At 68.8% G+C, this 13,978-nt stretch carries 15 protein-coding genes; 8 read left to right on the top strand and 7 right to left on the bottom strand.

Features of this window, described 5'->3' with window-relative positions; all coding sequences use genetic code 11:
* Positions 1-73: 73 nt before the first annotated feature.
* Positions 74-1,012: a hypothetical protein gene (locus tag L6Q96_10020; protein ID MCK6554900.1), complete on the top strand. Its 939-nt coding sequence runs from the start codon at positions 74-76 to the stop codon at positions 1,010-1,012.
* 29 nt (positions 1,013-1,041) lie between these two features.
* Here the strand turns inward: L6Q96_10020 and L6Q96_10015 are convergent, their stop codons facing one another.
* The 5 genes from L6Q96_10015 to L6Q96_09995 all read right to left on the bottom strand — a co-directional run bounded on the left by L6Q96_10015 (position 1,042) and on the right by L6Q96_09995 (position 4,569).
* Positions 1,042-1,818 carry an SDR family NAD(P)-dependent oxidoreductase gene (locus tag L6Q96_10015; GenBank protein MCK6554899.1) on the bottom strand — a complete coding sequence of 259 codons (777 nt, stop codon included), beginning with the start codon at positions 1,816-1,818 and terminating at the stop codon, positions 1,042-1,044.
* 67 nt (positions 1,819-1,885) lie between these two features.
* Entirely contained in the window at positions 1,886-2,881 is a 996-nt protein-coding gene (locus tag L6Q96_10010; GenBank protein MCK6554898.1) for an NAD-dependent epimerase/dehydratase family protein, read from the bottom strand.
* Positions 2,882-2,893: 12 nt separating this feature from the next.
* Entirely contained in the window at positions 2,894-4,024 is a 1,131-nt protein-coding gene (locus L6Q96_10005) for a hypothetical protein (protein ID MCK6554897.1), read from the bottom strand.
* Positions 4,021-4,260: a hypothetical protein gene (locus L6Q96_10000; GenBank protein MCK6554896.1), complete on the bottom strand. Its 240-nt coding sequence runs from the start codon at positions 4,258-4,260 to the stop codon at positions 4,021-4,023. The genes L6Q96_10005 and L6Q96_10000 overlap by 4 nt, the downstream gene beginning before the upstream one ends.
* 30 nt (positions 4,261-4,290) lie before the next feature.
* Positions 4,291-4,569, bottom strand: coding sequence for a hypothetical protein (locus L6Q96_09995; GenBank protein MCK6554895.1), 279 nt, complete (start codon positions 4,567-4,569; stop codon positions 4,291-4,293).
* Positions 4,570-4,647: 78 nt separating this feature from the next.
* Here L6Q96_09995 and L6Q96_09990 point away from each other — a divergent pair, with 78 nt between their 5' ends.
* The 7 genes from L6Q96_09990 to L6Q96_09960 are packed head-to-tail and all read left to right on the top strand — an operon-like array spanning position 4,648 to position 11,154.
* Positions 4,648-5,814, top strand: coding sequence for an acyl-CoA dehydrogenase family protein (locus tag L6Q96_09990; GenBank protein ID MCK6554894.1), 1,167 nt, complete (start codon positions 4,648-4,650; stop codon positions 5,812-5,814).
* A 4-nt stretch (positions 5,815-5,818) separates the two neighbouring features.
* Positions 5,819-7,603, top strand: a complete 1,785-nt coding sequence (locus L6Q96_09985) for an AMP-binding protein (GenBank protein MCK6554893.1) — start codon at positions 5,819-5,821, stop codon at positions 7,601-7,603.
* Positions 7,600-8,055, top strand: coding sequence for a MarR family winged helix-turn-helix transcriptional regulator (locus L6Q96_09980; GenBank protein MCK6554892.1), 456 nt, complete (start codon positions 7,600-7,602; stop codon positions 8,053-8,055). The genes L6Q96_09985 and L6Q96_09980 overlap by 4 nt, the downstream gene beginning before the upstream one ends.
* A gap of 14 nt (positions 8,056-8,069) precedes the next feature.
* Positions 8,070-8,639 carry a hypothetical protein gene (locus tag L6Q96_09975; protein ID MCK6554891.1) on the top strand — a complete coding sequence of 190 codons (570 nt, stop codon included), beginning with the start codon at positions 8,070-8,072 and terminating at the stop codon, positions 8,637-8,639.
* The gene (locus L6Q96_09970) at positions 8,636-10,204 is read left to right on the top strand and encodes a GMC family oxidoreductase (GenBank protein MCK6554890.1); all 1,569 of its coding nucleotides are present in this window, start codon (positions 8,636-8,638) and stop codon (positions 10,202-10,204) included. The genes L6Q96_09975 and L6Q96_09970 overlap by 4 nt, the downstream gene beginning before the upstream one ends.
* Before the next feature lie 51 nt (positions 10,205-10,255).
* Entirely contained in the window at positions 10,256-10,759 is a 504-nt protein-coding gene (locus L6Q96_09965) for a PaaI family thioesterase (GenBank protein MCK6554889.1), read from the top strand.
* On the top strand, positions 10,756-11,154 hold the full coding sequence (locus L6Q96_09960; GenBank protein MCK6554888.1) for a PaaI family thioesterase: 399 nt from the start codon (positions 10,756-10,758) through the stop codon (positions 11,152-11,154). The genes L6Q96_09965 and L6Q96_09960 overlap by 4 nt, the downstream gene beginning before the upstream one ends.
* Before the next feature lie 64 nt (positions 11,155-11,218).
* Here the strand turns inward: L6Q96_09960 and L6Q96_09955 are convergent, their stop codons facing one another.
* Positions 11,219-13,135, bottom strand: coding sequence for an ATP-binding protein (locus L6Q96_09955; protein ID MCK6554887.1), 1,917 nt, complete (start codon positions 13,133-13,135; stop codon positions 11,219-11,221).
* Positions 13,136-13,138: 3 nt separating this feature from the next.
* A complete protein-coding gene (locus L6Q96_09950; protein MCK6554886.1) occupies positions 13,139-13,831 on the bottom strand; it encodes a response regulator transcription factor in 693 nt (230 codons plus the stop codon).
* Between the last annotated feature and the right edge of the window lie 147 nt (positions 13,832-13,978).

The raw sequence follows: 13,978 nt of genomic DNA, 5'->3' as shown, positions 1-13,978 counted from the left end.
GCCGGTGTGTACGGACGCGGTGGACTTCGATGCCTGCACGACGGCCTGCTCCCAGCCGCCGTACTACTGCACGATGAACGACTTCGCCGTCGGCGGCACCTGCGCGGGTGGCTGCGCGGGTAATCCGCCCGTCGTTCCCACGCCGACGGTCACCTCCAGCCCCACCGACACGCCCACGGTGACACCGACGCCGGTGCCGACCGAAACCCCGACCCTACCCCCCACCGAGCGGCCGACGGATACGCCGACAATAAGCCCATTGCCAACCGATACACCGACGCCCGGACCGACCCAGCCGCCCACCTTAACTCCCACCGAGGCCCCGACGGTCGCGCCGACGCCGAGCGGCACGCCGACCAACACCCCGACGGTGACGGCCACCGGATCGCCAACCCTCAGCCCGACTCAGACACCGACCGGCACAACCACGGGCACGCCGACGGTGAGCCCAACGATAACGGTGACTAATAGCCCAACGTCGTCACCCACACAGACCCCGACGAGAACCGCAAGCGGCACCCCGACGATAACTTCGACCCCCTCCCAGACGCCGACGCGGACGTCGACGTCGACTCCCACGCTTACCCGCACTCCTACTTCAACGGCAACAATCACCCCGACTCCGACGCCGCCCCCACCGCAGATCACCGGGGGCGCGGAGACAGGGTCCACGACGGTTTCGGGCAGCAGTATCCCCAACGCGACCCCGGGCAATCACTGCATCACGATCTATGACTGCGGCACCGACGAAATCTGCGACCCGGCAACCGACACCCCCATCGGCACCGGCGACGCGGACGCGCAGGGACACTTCGTCGTTACCGTGTCGCCGCCGCTAATCCCCGGCCAGCGGATCTACGCGGTCGACACCTGCAACAGCCTGGTGGGTCCGGCCGTGCTCGTTGCCGTGCCGACGCCTGCACCGGCGATGTCGACGCTGTTTCTTGGTGCGCTTGTTCTGGTTCTCGGCGGCGTCGGGATCCTCGGCCGGGCGCGCTCCTCGACGAGTTGAGGGCGTCCGCTGGCCGGGCGGTTTCGGAGTCAGGCGATATCCATCTGGCGCAACAGGATCGCGTCGCGCAGCGCGCGCGGAAGATAGCGGTTGAGCGCCATAAATACCCTGCTTTTCGCGTCCAGCGTGTTGTGCAGCCCCGGGGCGGGGCTGCGCACGATCTGCACGATCCTCTCGGCCGCGCTCGCCGGGTCGATCGCCGTTCGGATCAGCTCCTCGTCGCGGGCGATGAAACGCCGCACCCGTTCCAGATAGGGCGAGCCCTCCGGGGGCAGAACGTGGATCTTGGCCGCGAAATGCGTCGAGACCTGCGACGGCTCGATGAGAGCGACCCGAATCCCGAACGGCTCCACCTCGTACCGCAACGAGAGTACCAGCCCTTCGACGGCGAACTTCGTCGCCGAATAGATCGACTCGAATGGGAACGGGATCTGGCCCACGAGCGACGAGACGGCGATCAGCTTGCCGCGCCGGCGTTCGCGCATGCCCGGGAGAAACGCCTGCAGGATCGCTGCCGTGCCCATGACGTTGATTTCCAGGCAACGGCTGGCCCGCTCGAGGTCGACCTCCTCGAATGGGCCGAAGAACCCGATGCCGACGTTGGAGAGCACCGTATCGACGTGCCCGTGCGCCTTCAGCACCGCGTCGCGAAACGCAAGAATGCCGGGCCGATCGCAGACGTCCAGAGTCGCCAGCACCGGCGCACCGCCCCGCGCGCGCAACTCAGCCCCTAAGGATGCGATGCCCGCGGCATCGACATCGAAGCCCGCGACCACGTCCCCGCCGACCGCCAGCCGCAGCGCCACCTCGCGCCCCATCCCCTGCGCCACGCCCGTGATGACCACCACCTGTTGCATGGGTACCTCCGTTGGCTCACACGCGAGCGAAATCGCCGCCCGCGAGTCGGCGCCCCAGCTCCTGCATCGATGCCGCGAAATCCGGGTGGCGCAGGCTATACCCGGTCGCCTTCAGCCTGGCGTTGTCGACGATGTAGTCGCCGCTCAGGTAACGCACGGCGTCCGACTCGAGATCCGGGATGGCCCGTCGACGCCGGGCGACAACGCCCTGCACGGCTGCCGCCGCCCGCACCAGTGCCAGAGGGAGGTGGTGCCGCGGAGCGCGGCGCCCGAACGCCTGCGCGGCGAGGGCCAGCGCCTCCCCGAGAGTCGGGCGACTGTCGTCGGCGACGTTGAAGGCACGCCCGCAGGCTTCCGCGCGGGTCGACAGGTACACGGCCGCTCCGGCAACATCCTCGACGCGGACGTTGGCGAGGCGCTGCCGCCCGGTGCCGGGAATCGCTGCGATTGCCGTCGGACGCGAGAACGCCTTGCCCGCCCCGTCGGTGCAACCCGGACCGTACACCGTGCACGGTCGCAGGATGACGGCCGGCAGGCCCTTGCGCTCGCGTTGCCATACGATGTCTTCGCCGTCGCGCTTGCTGCGGCCGTAATCGTCCTGCGGCTGCCGCGGCGAGTCCTCGACGAACGGCACTCCCCGGTACGGGCCGTAGACGCTCGTCGAACTCATGTGCACGAAGACCCGGACGCCGGCGGCGTGCGCCAGTCTGGCGATGGCGTCGACGCCGTCGACGTTAACGCGGCGGAGGACCGCATAAGGGGTCGAGAAGTTACAGATCGCGCCGAGATGGAAGACTGTCTCGACTCCGCCGTCGAACAGCGGCGGGAGCGTTTCCACCCGGGTCAGGTCGGCGCGGACCACCTCGACCCCATACCCGAGGAGCCCGTGTGCATCGTCCGACGGCAGTACGGCGGCCCGCACCCTGGTGCCCTGCGCGACGAGTTCCGCGACCAGGTGCCGGCCGAGAAAGCCGTTCGCACCGGTAACCAGGGTGACTGCAACACTGGCCACGGGCGTTCTTCGCTACGGCGCCGGTTGCGGCGTCGGGCCCTTGCCCGCCCGGCCTGCCGCCTGCTCGGAACGCGACGAGGTCGCCGCGATGCGGCGGGTCTGGCTGTAGGTGGGTCCGAAAGTCGGAATCCACGACGAGTGCTTGCCCGCGCCGCCGGCGACAAGGATGCGGATCTCCTCGGGCGCGCGAGCCAGCGGGATGCGGCCGCCCCATTCTTCCAATAGCCCCGCGTAATCCCCCCAACTCGCCGCTTCGGCGAGCTTCCTGGGCGGGATGCGATCGACGGGCACGCGCGCCTGCTCGTAAAGGAAGGCCTGCACGCCGGCCCGCGCGAATCCGGAGCCGGCGATGGCGGCGGCGTGCTCGGGCCCAAACACGACGAAGTGGTCGCCCCCGCGATAGAGGGTGTTCGATCCGACCGTCGTCATCGTGCCGGCGACCGTGCGCAGGATGTCCTCGCCGCTGTCGGAGCCGTGATCGTTGATGTTGTGCGGGCCCTCGACCGCGGCGACGGTCACGGCACTGTCGTCGCCCGCGATGCCGAACAGCGTCCGGTACGGCGGCCACGGGCTGGCGGCTTCGTCCTCCGCGAAACACCAGGTGTACTTTGCCGGCGAACCCTGTGTGGCCCGGTCGGTGTCGCCGGGCAGGGCGCCGCCGACATTCGTCATGAGCAGCCGCACGGCACGACCGATGGTCGCGTTGGCGCGGTTGCCCGGACCGAAACACCCGGCGCCGCTATTCATTTCGAGAGCTTCGGCGATGGGTCCGTGGACGACGATCAGCAGCGCGCAGGGATGGGTGGTCGTCTGCATGCCGAAGAGGTTGAACATGTCCTCCTGCATGGCGGCGACGGCCGCTTCGAGGACGGGCATATAGCCGGGCAGGCATCCGGCCATGACGGCGTTTGCGGCCAGGTGACGGACGGTCAGCGGCGCCCCGCGCGGCGCGAGGTGACCGAGAACGCGATCGGCGCCGGATGCGGAACCGGCGCACATGCGCTCGACCCGCTCGACCGTCGGTACCACAATCGGCAAACCGTCGGTCCATCCCCAGGCGAGGAACTGCTCGGCGACCTCGTGCTCGTCGCCGTCGAGACGCAGAACGATCGCGTCCGAACCCGGCCGGGGGCGGGCGATCATGCGCTCTCCGCCATGCAGGTGTCGGGCAGGGTGAGCGCGCTGATGACGGCGTCGACGACCGCGGGCGTGACTTTCTCCTGGGCATCCTGCGCCGGAATACCGCCCAGCGGATGCCGTATGACCACCAGCGGTAGATCGCCGGTGTTGCGCTGGCGCAGCACCTCGCGCGAGAAGCGGTCGAACTGGTCCGTGGCGAGGCCGACGACGGGCAGCCCCCGCGTCGCCAGCTCGATCATGTCGTGGCAACTCCACGACGAGCACGACCCTCAATCGAAACCGGCGACGACCGCGGCGTCGCAGTCGCGGGCGATTTCATCCAGGAGCCCGGCATCGGCCGCAAGCGACGGGACGAACTTGACGTAACGCCGGCCGACGATCCCGAAGCGGGCGGTCAGCAGCTCTTCGATACGTTCGAGGACCGCCGCGGCGTTGGGCTTGTTGTTGCTGAAGAAACCCACGGTGCGGCCGGCCAGTCCGTCGACGACCCCGCGAAGAGAAGTTGCCGCCGCCGGAGCCCCACTGGTCGGGTTCACCACCAGCAACATGGGAGGAAGTTCGCTTGACATTGCGAAAGGCAGAAATTACGAAAACCCAACTATCTGTCAAGGGATGGGAACGTCCGGATGGATTTTCGACTTACTGACGAACAGCTCGCCTTGCAGGCCATGGTCAGGACCTTTGCGGACAAGGAGTGCGCGCCCCTGGCTGCCGTGTGGGATCGCGAGAACCGAGTCCCGGAACGCAGCTTCGAGGAGAAGCTGATCGCGCTCGGTTTGTACGGTCTCACTCTGCCGGAGCAGTACGGCGGCGGGGGACGCGAGCTCCTCGATGCCGTGTTGTGCATCGAGCACCTGGCGCGGGTGTCGCCCCTGTGCGCGGCCGGCGTGTTCGAGAGCAGCGTCGGTCCGGTCCGTGTCGTCGAGCGCTTCGGCACCGAGGCGCAGAAGCGACGCTGGTTGCCGGCGGTATGCCGCGGCGAGGTCGAGATCTCGATCGGGATGAGCGAGCCGGAAGCCGGCAGCGCACTTACCGACCTGCGGACCAGGGCCGAGAAAGTCGAGGGCGGATACAAGATCGACGGCGCGAAGGCATGGTGCACGGGGGGCGGACATAGCCGCGCCTATCTCGTGTATTGCCGCATGGGCGACCGGCCCGGCCCGAAGGGCATTGCCGGCATTCTCGTCGAGAAGGGGACGCCGGGTTTCACCTGCGGTCCGCAGGAGCGTTACATGGGCCTGCGCGGCTTCCCGAGCAGCGCGTTGTTCTTCGAGGACTGCATCGTGCCGGAGGAGAACCTGGTCGTTCCGGCGGGCGGCTTCGGGACGCTGATGGACTGCTTTAACATCGAGCGTTGCGGGAATGCGACGATGGCCCTCGGCATTGCCACCGGAGCGCTCGAGGTCGCCGCCGGATACGCGCTGGAACGTAAGACCTTCGGGCGGCCGATCTGCGAACGCGGCGTCATTCAGGAAATGGTCGCGGACATGGCGACGCGGGTGGAAGCGGCGCGCCTGCTGGTGTACCGGGCGGCGGCCAATGCGGGTCAGGGGGTCGCCGGCATGAAGGAGACCTCGATGGCGAAGTTGTTCGCCAACGAGACCGCGAAGTTCGTTACCGACAAGGCGATGGAGATCCTCGGCGCCGTCGGGTACAGCGCCGAGTACCCGGTCGAACGTATGCTGCGCGACAGTCGGGGCTGGCCGATAGCCGGGGGTACGCTGCAGATTCAGCGCCTGATCGTCGCCTCCGCCGTGTTCGGTCGCCGCTTCGATCAGCGTCTGCCGGGCTAGCACGATGACCGCGTCGTCCCGCCCGGCGGCGTTCGCCGCGGCGACCATGTGCGAGGCTTTTCAGCTCACCGCGGCGGCGTGGGCCTCGCGGCCCGCGTTGTGTCTGTTCGGCAGCGAGCGTCAATGGACATGGGAAGACTACGCCGCCACGGTGCGGCGGCTGGCGGCGGGCCTGGCCGGACTCGGCGTGGCCGGCGGCGAGCCGGTAGCGACGCTGCTCGCGAACCGGCCCGAATTTCATCTCTTCGATACGGCGGCCATGCACCTGGGTGCGCCGGGGTGGTCGCTGTACAACACGTCGGCGCCGGCCCAGATGGCCGCGGCGCTCGAGATTGCCGGTGGCCGCGTGCTGGTGACCGAGCAGGCCTATCTCGGACGGGCGCTTACACTGCGCGAACGTGTGCCGGCGGTGACGCACGTCATTGTCGTCGACGGCGCGGCGCCGGCCAGCGTGCTGTCGATAGCCGACGTCGAGCACGCGGCCGCGGCCTCGTTCGATTTCGATTCGACGTGGCGCAAGGTGGAGCCCGAGGACGTGTTGACCCTCATCTTTACGTCGGGCTCTACCGGTGCGCCGAAGTGCGTCGAACTCACGCATCGCAACATGCTGGCGAAGCTGTGCGCGTTCGATGCGGTCTACCCCCTGCGGCCCGGCGGCCGTACCATCAGCTTCCTGCCCCGCGCGCACATCGCCGACCGCTGGAACAACCAGTACTTCCCGATGCTCTCCGGCCAGACGGTGTATTGCCTGCCCGACGCCGCCCAGCTCTTTGCCTGTTCCGCCGACGTGCGCCCGACCGGATGGGGCGGGGTGCCGCGCATCTGGGAGAAGCTCAAGGCTGCGATCGAGAGCGGGCTGGCCGGCGACGCCGAACGGCGGCAGCGGTTTTCGGAGGCTCTGGCGATCGGTGTGGAACGTGTGCGGGCGCGCCGCGCCGGCCATGTGCCCGAGGCGCTCGAACGACGTTGGCGTGCCGCCGACGAACGGGTCTTTGCCAAACTGCGGGCGATGCTCGGCCTCGATCGGTGCGAGTTCTTCGGCGTCGGTGCGGCCCCGATGCCGGTCGACGTACTGGAGTTCTTTGGCGCCGTCGGTATCGACATCGTCGAAATGTGGGGAGCTTCGGAGTGCACCGGCAACAGCACGATCAACCCGCCCGGCGGGATTCGGCCGGGAACGGTCGGCAAACCGCTGCCGGGAATCGAGATGCGGCTCGCGGATGACGGCGAACTGCTGGTGCGCGGGCCGGTGCTGATGAAGGGTTACCGCGGGGATCCGCAGGCGACGGCGGCGGCGATCGACGCCGCCGGCTGGCTGCACACCGGCGACGTCGGCCGCTTCGACGCCGACGGCTATCTGACCATCGTCGACCGCAAGAAGGACATCATCATCAACGCCGCGGGCAAGAACATGTCGCCGGCGGCAATCGAGGCGGCGATCAAGTCGGAGTGCCCGTGGATCGGTCACGTCGTCGTCTTCGGCGACCGCCGGCCGTACAACGTCGCCTTGATAACCCTGGATACCGGCGCCGCGGGCGGCCGCGCCGCCACGGACCCCGAGATCGTCGGGGCAGTGGCCGAAGCCGTGGCCCGCGGCAACGCCAAACTTGCGCGGGTCGAGCAGATCAAGCGCTACCGGATCCTCGACGAAACCTGGACACTCGGGGGCGACGAGCTGACACCGACCGGTAAGACGCGGCGCCGCCCGATCGCGGACAAGTACGCGGCGGCGATCGACGCGCTGTACGCGGAGCAGGGACCGCCCCCCGCGGTAGCGAGCGATTCATGAAGAACGCACCGAAGACCCCCCCGGATCACGCCAACGAACAGCAAGCCCTGGCCATCATGCGTCTCATTCATCTTGCGACGGCCGGCACGCCGGAGCGCGCGACCCTGGAACTCAATGTCAGACAACGACTGGTTATCCAGGCCCTCGGTCTCGGCGGCGGCCGGCCTATCGCCGCCCTCGGCCAGCAACTCGGCCTGACCCCGTCGACCATGACGGGTATGGTCGACCGGCTCGAAGATCAGGGGTTCATTCGGCGCGAACGGCATCCGAGCGATCGCCGGGCCACGGTGCTGCAGCTTACCCGCAAGGGCGAGACGGCCTTCCGGCGCGAAGTCGAGTTCTACCGCGCCCTGGTGAGCGAAACCCTGGCGGCGCTCGGCGACGAGGGCGCCCGCCGGGCCGTGCTGGAGGCATTGTCCTACCTCGGCCGCAACGCCTCGGCGGCGGCGTAGCGCGATCGCCGGCAATGGATCGTCCGACACTCCTGACGCGCCGCGGCCTCCTGCAGGCAGGCTTGTTCGGTTCCGCCGTCGTCTGGGCCGGCGGGATAGTCGGTCTTGCTGCCCGACGGGCGCCGGCAGCCGTGGCCGCCGCTTCCCGAGTTGCGCTGCCGGCGGCCGGTGCGGACATCGTCCGAGCGATCATGCCGGTGGTCCTGGGTTCGCTGCTGCCGGCGACGGAACCGGAACGCACCCGCGCCCTCGATGCCGGTGTGGCCACGCTCGATGCCTACGTGGCCAGTCTCTCGTTGCCGTTGCAGGCGGAAGCCGCGAACGTCTTTCGGATGCTCGACCTCTGGCCGGCGCGCGTGATCCTCGTGGGCACGGTGAGCAACTGGCGCGACATGTCGCCGGAGACGATCGCCGCGTTCCTGCGCTCGGCGCGCGATAGCCGGTTCGACTTGTTGCGCCGTGTGTACGTCTTCCTCCAGTCGATGGCGGTGCTCGCCTGGTTCGATCAGCCGGCCGCCTGGCCGGCCATCGGGTATCCCGGCCCGCCGATCCAGCGACCGGATAACTTCGGTGGTCAGGTATGAGCCAACGCGAGATATACGACGGTAGCCGTCTCGATGGGGACCTCGAGCTTGCCGGGGACGTCGTTGTGATCGGGACGGGCGCCGGGGGCGGCGTCACCGCCGACATCCTGTCCGCCGCCGGGATGCGCATCGTGATGGTCGAACAGGGCGCCTATCGGACACCGGCGGAGTTCACGCTGCGGGAAGTTCCCGCGCTGGCGCGCCTCTATCGGGACGGCGGCGTGCGGCCGACCCGGGATGGGGCGATTGCCGTCGTGCAGGGCCGGACGGTCGGTGGCTCGACGACGGTCAATTGGACGAGCACGTTCCGGACGCCCGAACCGACGCTGCGGTACTGGCGCGAGCGCCTTGGAATTGCCGGCCTCGGCGTGGACGAACTGGCACCGTGGTTCGCGCGGCTGGAGGAACGGCTGCAGGTCGCCCCGTGGACCCGGCACAACCTCAGCAATCGACTTCTCGCTCGGGGTGCGGAGCGACTGGGGTGGCGCCACGGGGCAATTCGCCGCAACGTTAGCGGCTGCGCGAACCTTGGCTACTGCGGGCTCGGCTGTCCGACGGGGGCCAAGCAGAGCATGGACGTGACCGCCATTCCCGCCGCGCTCGACCGCGGCGCGGCCCTGGTCACAAGAGTACGGGTCGACCGTCTTCGCCTTGCCGGCGATCGAGCGACCGCGGTGGAGGGGCTGGCGCTGGACGGCAGCGGCGTGCGGCCGACCGGCCGTCGAGTGCGCCTGCACGCCCCGTGGGTGGTGGTGGCGGCCGGGGCCATCAACAGCCCCGCCCTGCTGCTCCGTTCGCAGGTGCCCGATCCGTACCGACGGGCCGGCAAACGTACGTTCCTGCAGACACACAACTACTCGTTGGCGATGATGCCGGAACTGGTCGACGGGTTCGCCGGAGTGCAGCAATCGATTTACATGGATCAGCTCACCTGGCGCGACGGTGTCGACGGGCGCGCCGGGTTCAACATGGAGGCGGCGGGCGCACAGCCCGTCGTCAGCATGAACTTCTGGAAGGCGATCGGCGCCGAGATGGCCGACTTCGCGCGGCAGTTCCGCTACCTGCACGTCCTGGTTTCGCAGATCCGCGACGGCTTTCACCCGGAGAGCGAAGGGGGAACGGTAGCGCTCGGCGACGACGGCGATGGCGTGCTCGACTATCGGCTCAACGATTGGTTCTGGGACGGGGTGCGCAGCTCGTATCTGGCGATGGCCGAATGTCAGTTCGCCGCCGGCGCCTCGAGCGTACACCCCGCGTGCAGCGACGCCGCGTGGTACCGGAGCTGGCAGGAGGCCCGCACGGAGATCGGAAACCTGCCCCTGCGTTCGCCCAACGTGTTCCTGAATTCGACGCATCCGCTGGGCGGCTGCGCGATGGGACCCGATCCGCGGACCGCGGTCGTCGACCCGTTCGGCCGCCACCACCAGGTGCGCAACCTCTGTGTCTTCGACGGGTCGGTGTTACCCACCAGCCTCGGCGTCAATCCGCAACTGACGATCTACGCGCTGACCGCGCGCAACGCGACCGTACTGGCCGAACAGGCGATCGGAGTCGTTCGGCCGTAAGCCGGTAACCCGGCTTGGGTCGGCACTGCGCGCCGAGTACAATCCGTGGCGATGTCCGACTCCCAGACCTACGCGCTTGCGTCGATCTTTGGACCCGGCCGCGACGAGATGATCGGCTACGTACCGCACGCCGCCGCGCTCGGCATGAAGGTGATCGAAACCGGACCGCGGTTTGCGGTCCTGATGCTGCCTTACCAGGAGCATCTCGTCGGCGATCCGCTGCGCAAGGTGATCTTCGGCGGCGTCATCACCACATTGATCGATCAGGCGTGCGGGATTGCCGTGGCCTGTTCGCTCGAAACCATGCGGGCCATTGCGACCGTCGACTTGCGAGTCGACTACTTGCGCGCCGCCAAACCCGGCTGCGACCTCTACGCGCGGGCCGAGTGTTATCGAACGACACGGAGCGTGGCCTTCGTGCGGGTGGTGGCGTACGAGCACGAGGTCGGCGACCCGTTCGCGAGCTGCCTGGGCACGTTCATGCTCGGCGCCCATGCCTTCGGCAGTGCGTTCGATCGGGTGGTCGAAGCGCCGGTGCAGGGGGAGAAGTCGTGAGCCGCGTGCTCGCCGCGATACCGTACGCCGGCTTTCTCGGCGTCACGATCGATCGCACCGAAGACGGCTTCGTGTGCGTGCTGCCCTTCAAGCCGGACCTGGTCGGCAATCCGCGCCTGCCGGCGATCCACGGCGGCGTGCTGGGCGCGTTTCTCGAGCTGACGGCAACGCTGCGACTGATCGACGAGAGCGGCGTCGCACGGTTGCCCAAGCCGATCAACTTCGCGGTCGACTACCTGCGGTCGGCGGGTCCGGCGACAACGCGGGCCCGGGCGAACATCTTCAAGCTCGGGCGGCGCATTGCGGTGGTCCATGTCGTCGCGTGGCAGGAGTCGCCGGAGAAGCCCGTCGTGTCGGGCGTCGGGAAGTTCCTGCTGAGCGGCGCCGACAAGTGAATCGGGATGCGGCGTCGTTCGTGGCGACTCGGAGGCCTGGCGCGTTTCTGCGCGCGGTCGCGGACTACCGTGCCGGCGGTGAAGCTTGTGTCGGTGCCGGAGCAAACGCGATGGTGACGGCGAAGCCGCCGTCCGGCATGTTTTCCCCCGTCACTCGCGCGCCCATGCGTTCGACAAGGCCGCGCACGAGCGCCAACCCGAGACCCGTGCCCTTGCTGCGGCGGGTTGCCTCGGTATCGGCGCGGTAGAACGGCTGAAAGATGCGTCGCATATGTCCGGGGGCGACACCGGGACCGCGGTCGCGGACGGCGAGTCGCACCTGCGTACCGTCGTGCCAGGCGCGTAACGTGATTTCGCGGCCACTGCCGCTCGCCGCATACTTCACCGCGTTATCGACGAGATTGAAGAGCACCTGCGTGAGCGCGTCGCGGTCGTAGTCGATGGGCGGCAGATCGGGGGCGACGTCGATGCTCAGGACGAACCCGGCGCCTTCGACGTGCGGGCGCAGCATCGTGGCCACGTTCTGCACCACTGGGCCCGGCGGCCCGTGTTCCAGCGTGAGCGTTCGCGTCCGCTGTTCGAGGCGTGCGAACTCGAGCACGTTGTTGACGAGGCGCGTCAGACGCTCCGACTCCGTGGTGATGTGACGGTGGTACTCGTCGCGCTTGGCGGCCGACGGAACGATGCCGTCGCGCAGCATCTCTCCGTACATGCGGATCGCCGTCAGCGGCGTCTTCAGCTCGTGGGTCACCGCCGCCACGAAGCTGTTGCGTTGCTCCGCGTAGCGCAGGACCACCGTCACCATGCGATAGAGCGCGGCGAGACCCAGCAGCGTGGCGACCACGAGCAGTGCGGCGAGTGCCGAGAGGGTCGTGCCGTCGCCGACCCCCGGCAGCGGCTGCAGGCGAAGCCACGCGCCGAGGGCGTCGAAGGGCTCCGCAAAGCGATGGACGTAAGTGAAGGCCCGGTCGGCGTTCGGGGCCGGCGCCGATGGCGCGGCGAACTCCACCCGTGCCGACGGCGCCAGATCGGTCGCGCCGAGCGACTGCTCGCGCAGCCACTCGCCGAGTCGATCCACGTCGACTAGCAAACCCTGCCGGTAGCCGCGCTGCTCGCTGACGACGGTTCGGTAGAGCAGCAAGCGGCGTGCGTCGAGGCGCCGGCCCACCAGTGGTGTACGGTCGAACTCGTCCGCCCTGGTCGGCGGTTCGCTCCGTGCCGGTGCCGGCGATCGGGCGCCCGCAGCGGCCCCGAACTCGGCCTTTCCAGCGGCGTCCGGGGGCGGGCCACCGCCGACCTCGACCGGCGCCGATAGACCGCGGGCCCTCGGTACGGCGACGGCCGCCCGCGGAGCCCGCTGTTCGACGCCGGTGTTCAGTGCGCGCAGCGCATCGTAGACCGACGGTGCCGCTTGCTTGGCCGGCGACTCCGCTTCGTTAGCCTCGGCGAGTCGGCCGGTCGTCCTGGGGCGCAGTTGCCGGGTGGATCCGGGCTGTTGCCCGGGCGGGGTCTCTGGTTGAGCCCTGTCCCTGTCATCGGTGCCCGGGTCGGCCGCGACGGCGGCGCGAATCCGGCGGATGGCCTCCTGCATCTCTTCCGACGGCCGGTAGCTCGACGCGCCGGCCGGCAACTCGCCGGCGCGTGGCTCGTGCGGGGTATGCACGGTGCCGTCCGGATCGATCTGGAAATGGCCGATGACGAAAGGCCACTCGGGTCCGTAAGCGAGAGGCGAGCGCTCGGGTGCATCGGGGCGGTCCGGGCGCGGGGGCGCGAAGCGGTATTGGTCGAAGGGGCGTTCTTCCTCGCGCAGCACGAAAACGGTCAGGGCACGTTCCATTTCGTCGAAAAGCCGCTCGGCCACGACCTGATGCCGCATGCGCCGCTCGACCGCGGCGCTGTCGAGGGCCCGGTGTACCAGCAGGGCGATCGGCACGAGCAAGACCAGCGAACCGAGCGCGAAAAGGATGCGGAAGCGTCGCACGGGTCACCCGAGGAAACGGTATCCCTCGCCGCGGATGGTTTCGAGCGGGGCCCCGTCGGTCATCCCGAGCTTGCGGCGCAACTTGACGATGTGCATGTCGACGGTGCGCGTGTGAATGTGCTCGACGTGCCGCATGCCCCAGACGTCCTTGAGCAATGTGCGGCGGCTGACAATCCGGCCGCGCTCGCGCGCGAACAGCCTGAGCATGTCCAGTTCGCGGCGCGAAAGCGGTACGGTCGTGCGGCCGTTGGCGGCCAAGCGCGCCGCGGTGTCGATCGACCACGGGCCGAACTGGAACGGCAACGTCGCGGCTGGATCGAGGCGGCCGCTGCGCCGCAGCAATGCCCCGACGCGCGCCACCAGCTCGGAAACCGAGAACGGCTTGGTGACGTAGTCGTCGGCGCCGCAACGGAAGCCCTCGAGGACGTCCTCCTCGGACCCGCGCGCGGTGAGCACGAGGATGGCCTGCTCGGGATTTCGGTTCCGCAGTTCCCGGCACACATCTAACCCGCTCATGCCGGGCAGCATGATGTCGAGGATGACCAGGGCGTAGTCGTCGGCCGCCGCGCCCCGCAAACCCTCCTCGCCGGACTCCACGCCGAGCGGCGAGTAGCCGTGGTAGGCGAGCACGTCGCACAGCCCGGCGCGGATCGCGGGTTCGTCTTCGACGACCAGAATCGGCAGCTTCCCTTCCACGACGACAGTGTACGGCCTTTCGGTGCAAATCTGAACCGCGTGTAGATTCCCGAGCCGGCCTTTTACCGTCCTTTTACCGAACCCGCGGTGACTTTCCGCGCTTTCCGTCGTCATACTGAGCATGACGAATTACACGGTTCGCTCGCG

This window comes from Candidatus Binatia bacterium (assembly GCA_023150935.1).
Taxonomy (GTDB): domain Bacteria; phylum Desulfobacterota; class Binatia; order HRBIN30; family HRBIN30; genus JAKLJW01.
This window is presented reverse-complemented; position numbering and strand designations above follow the sequence as displayed.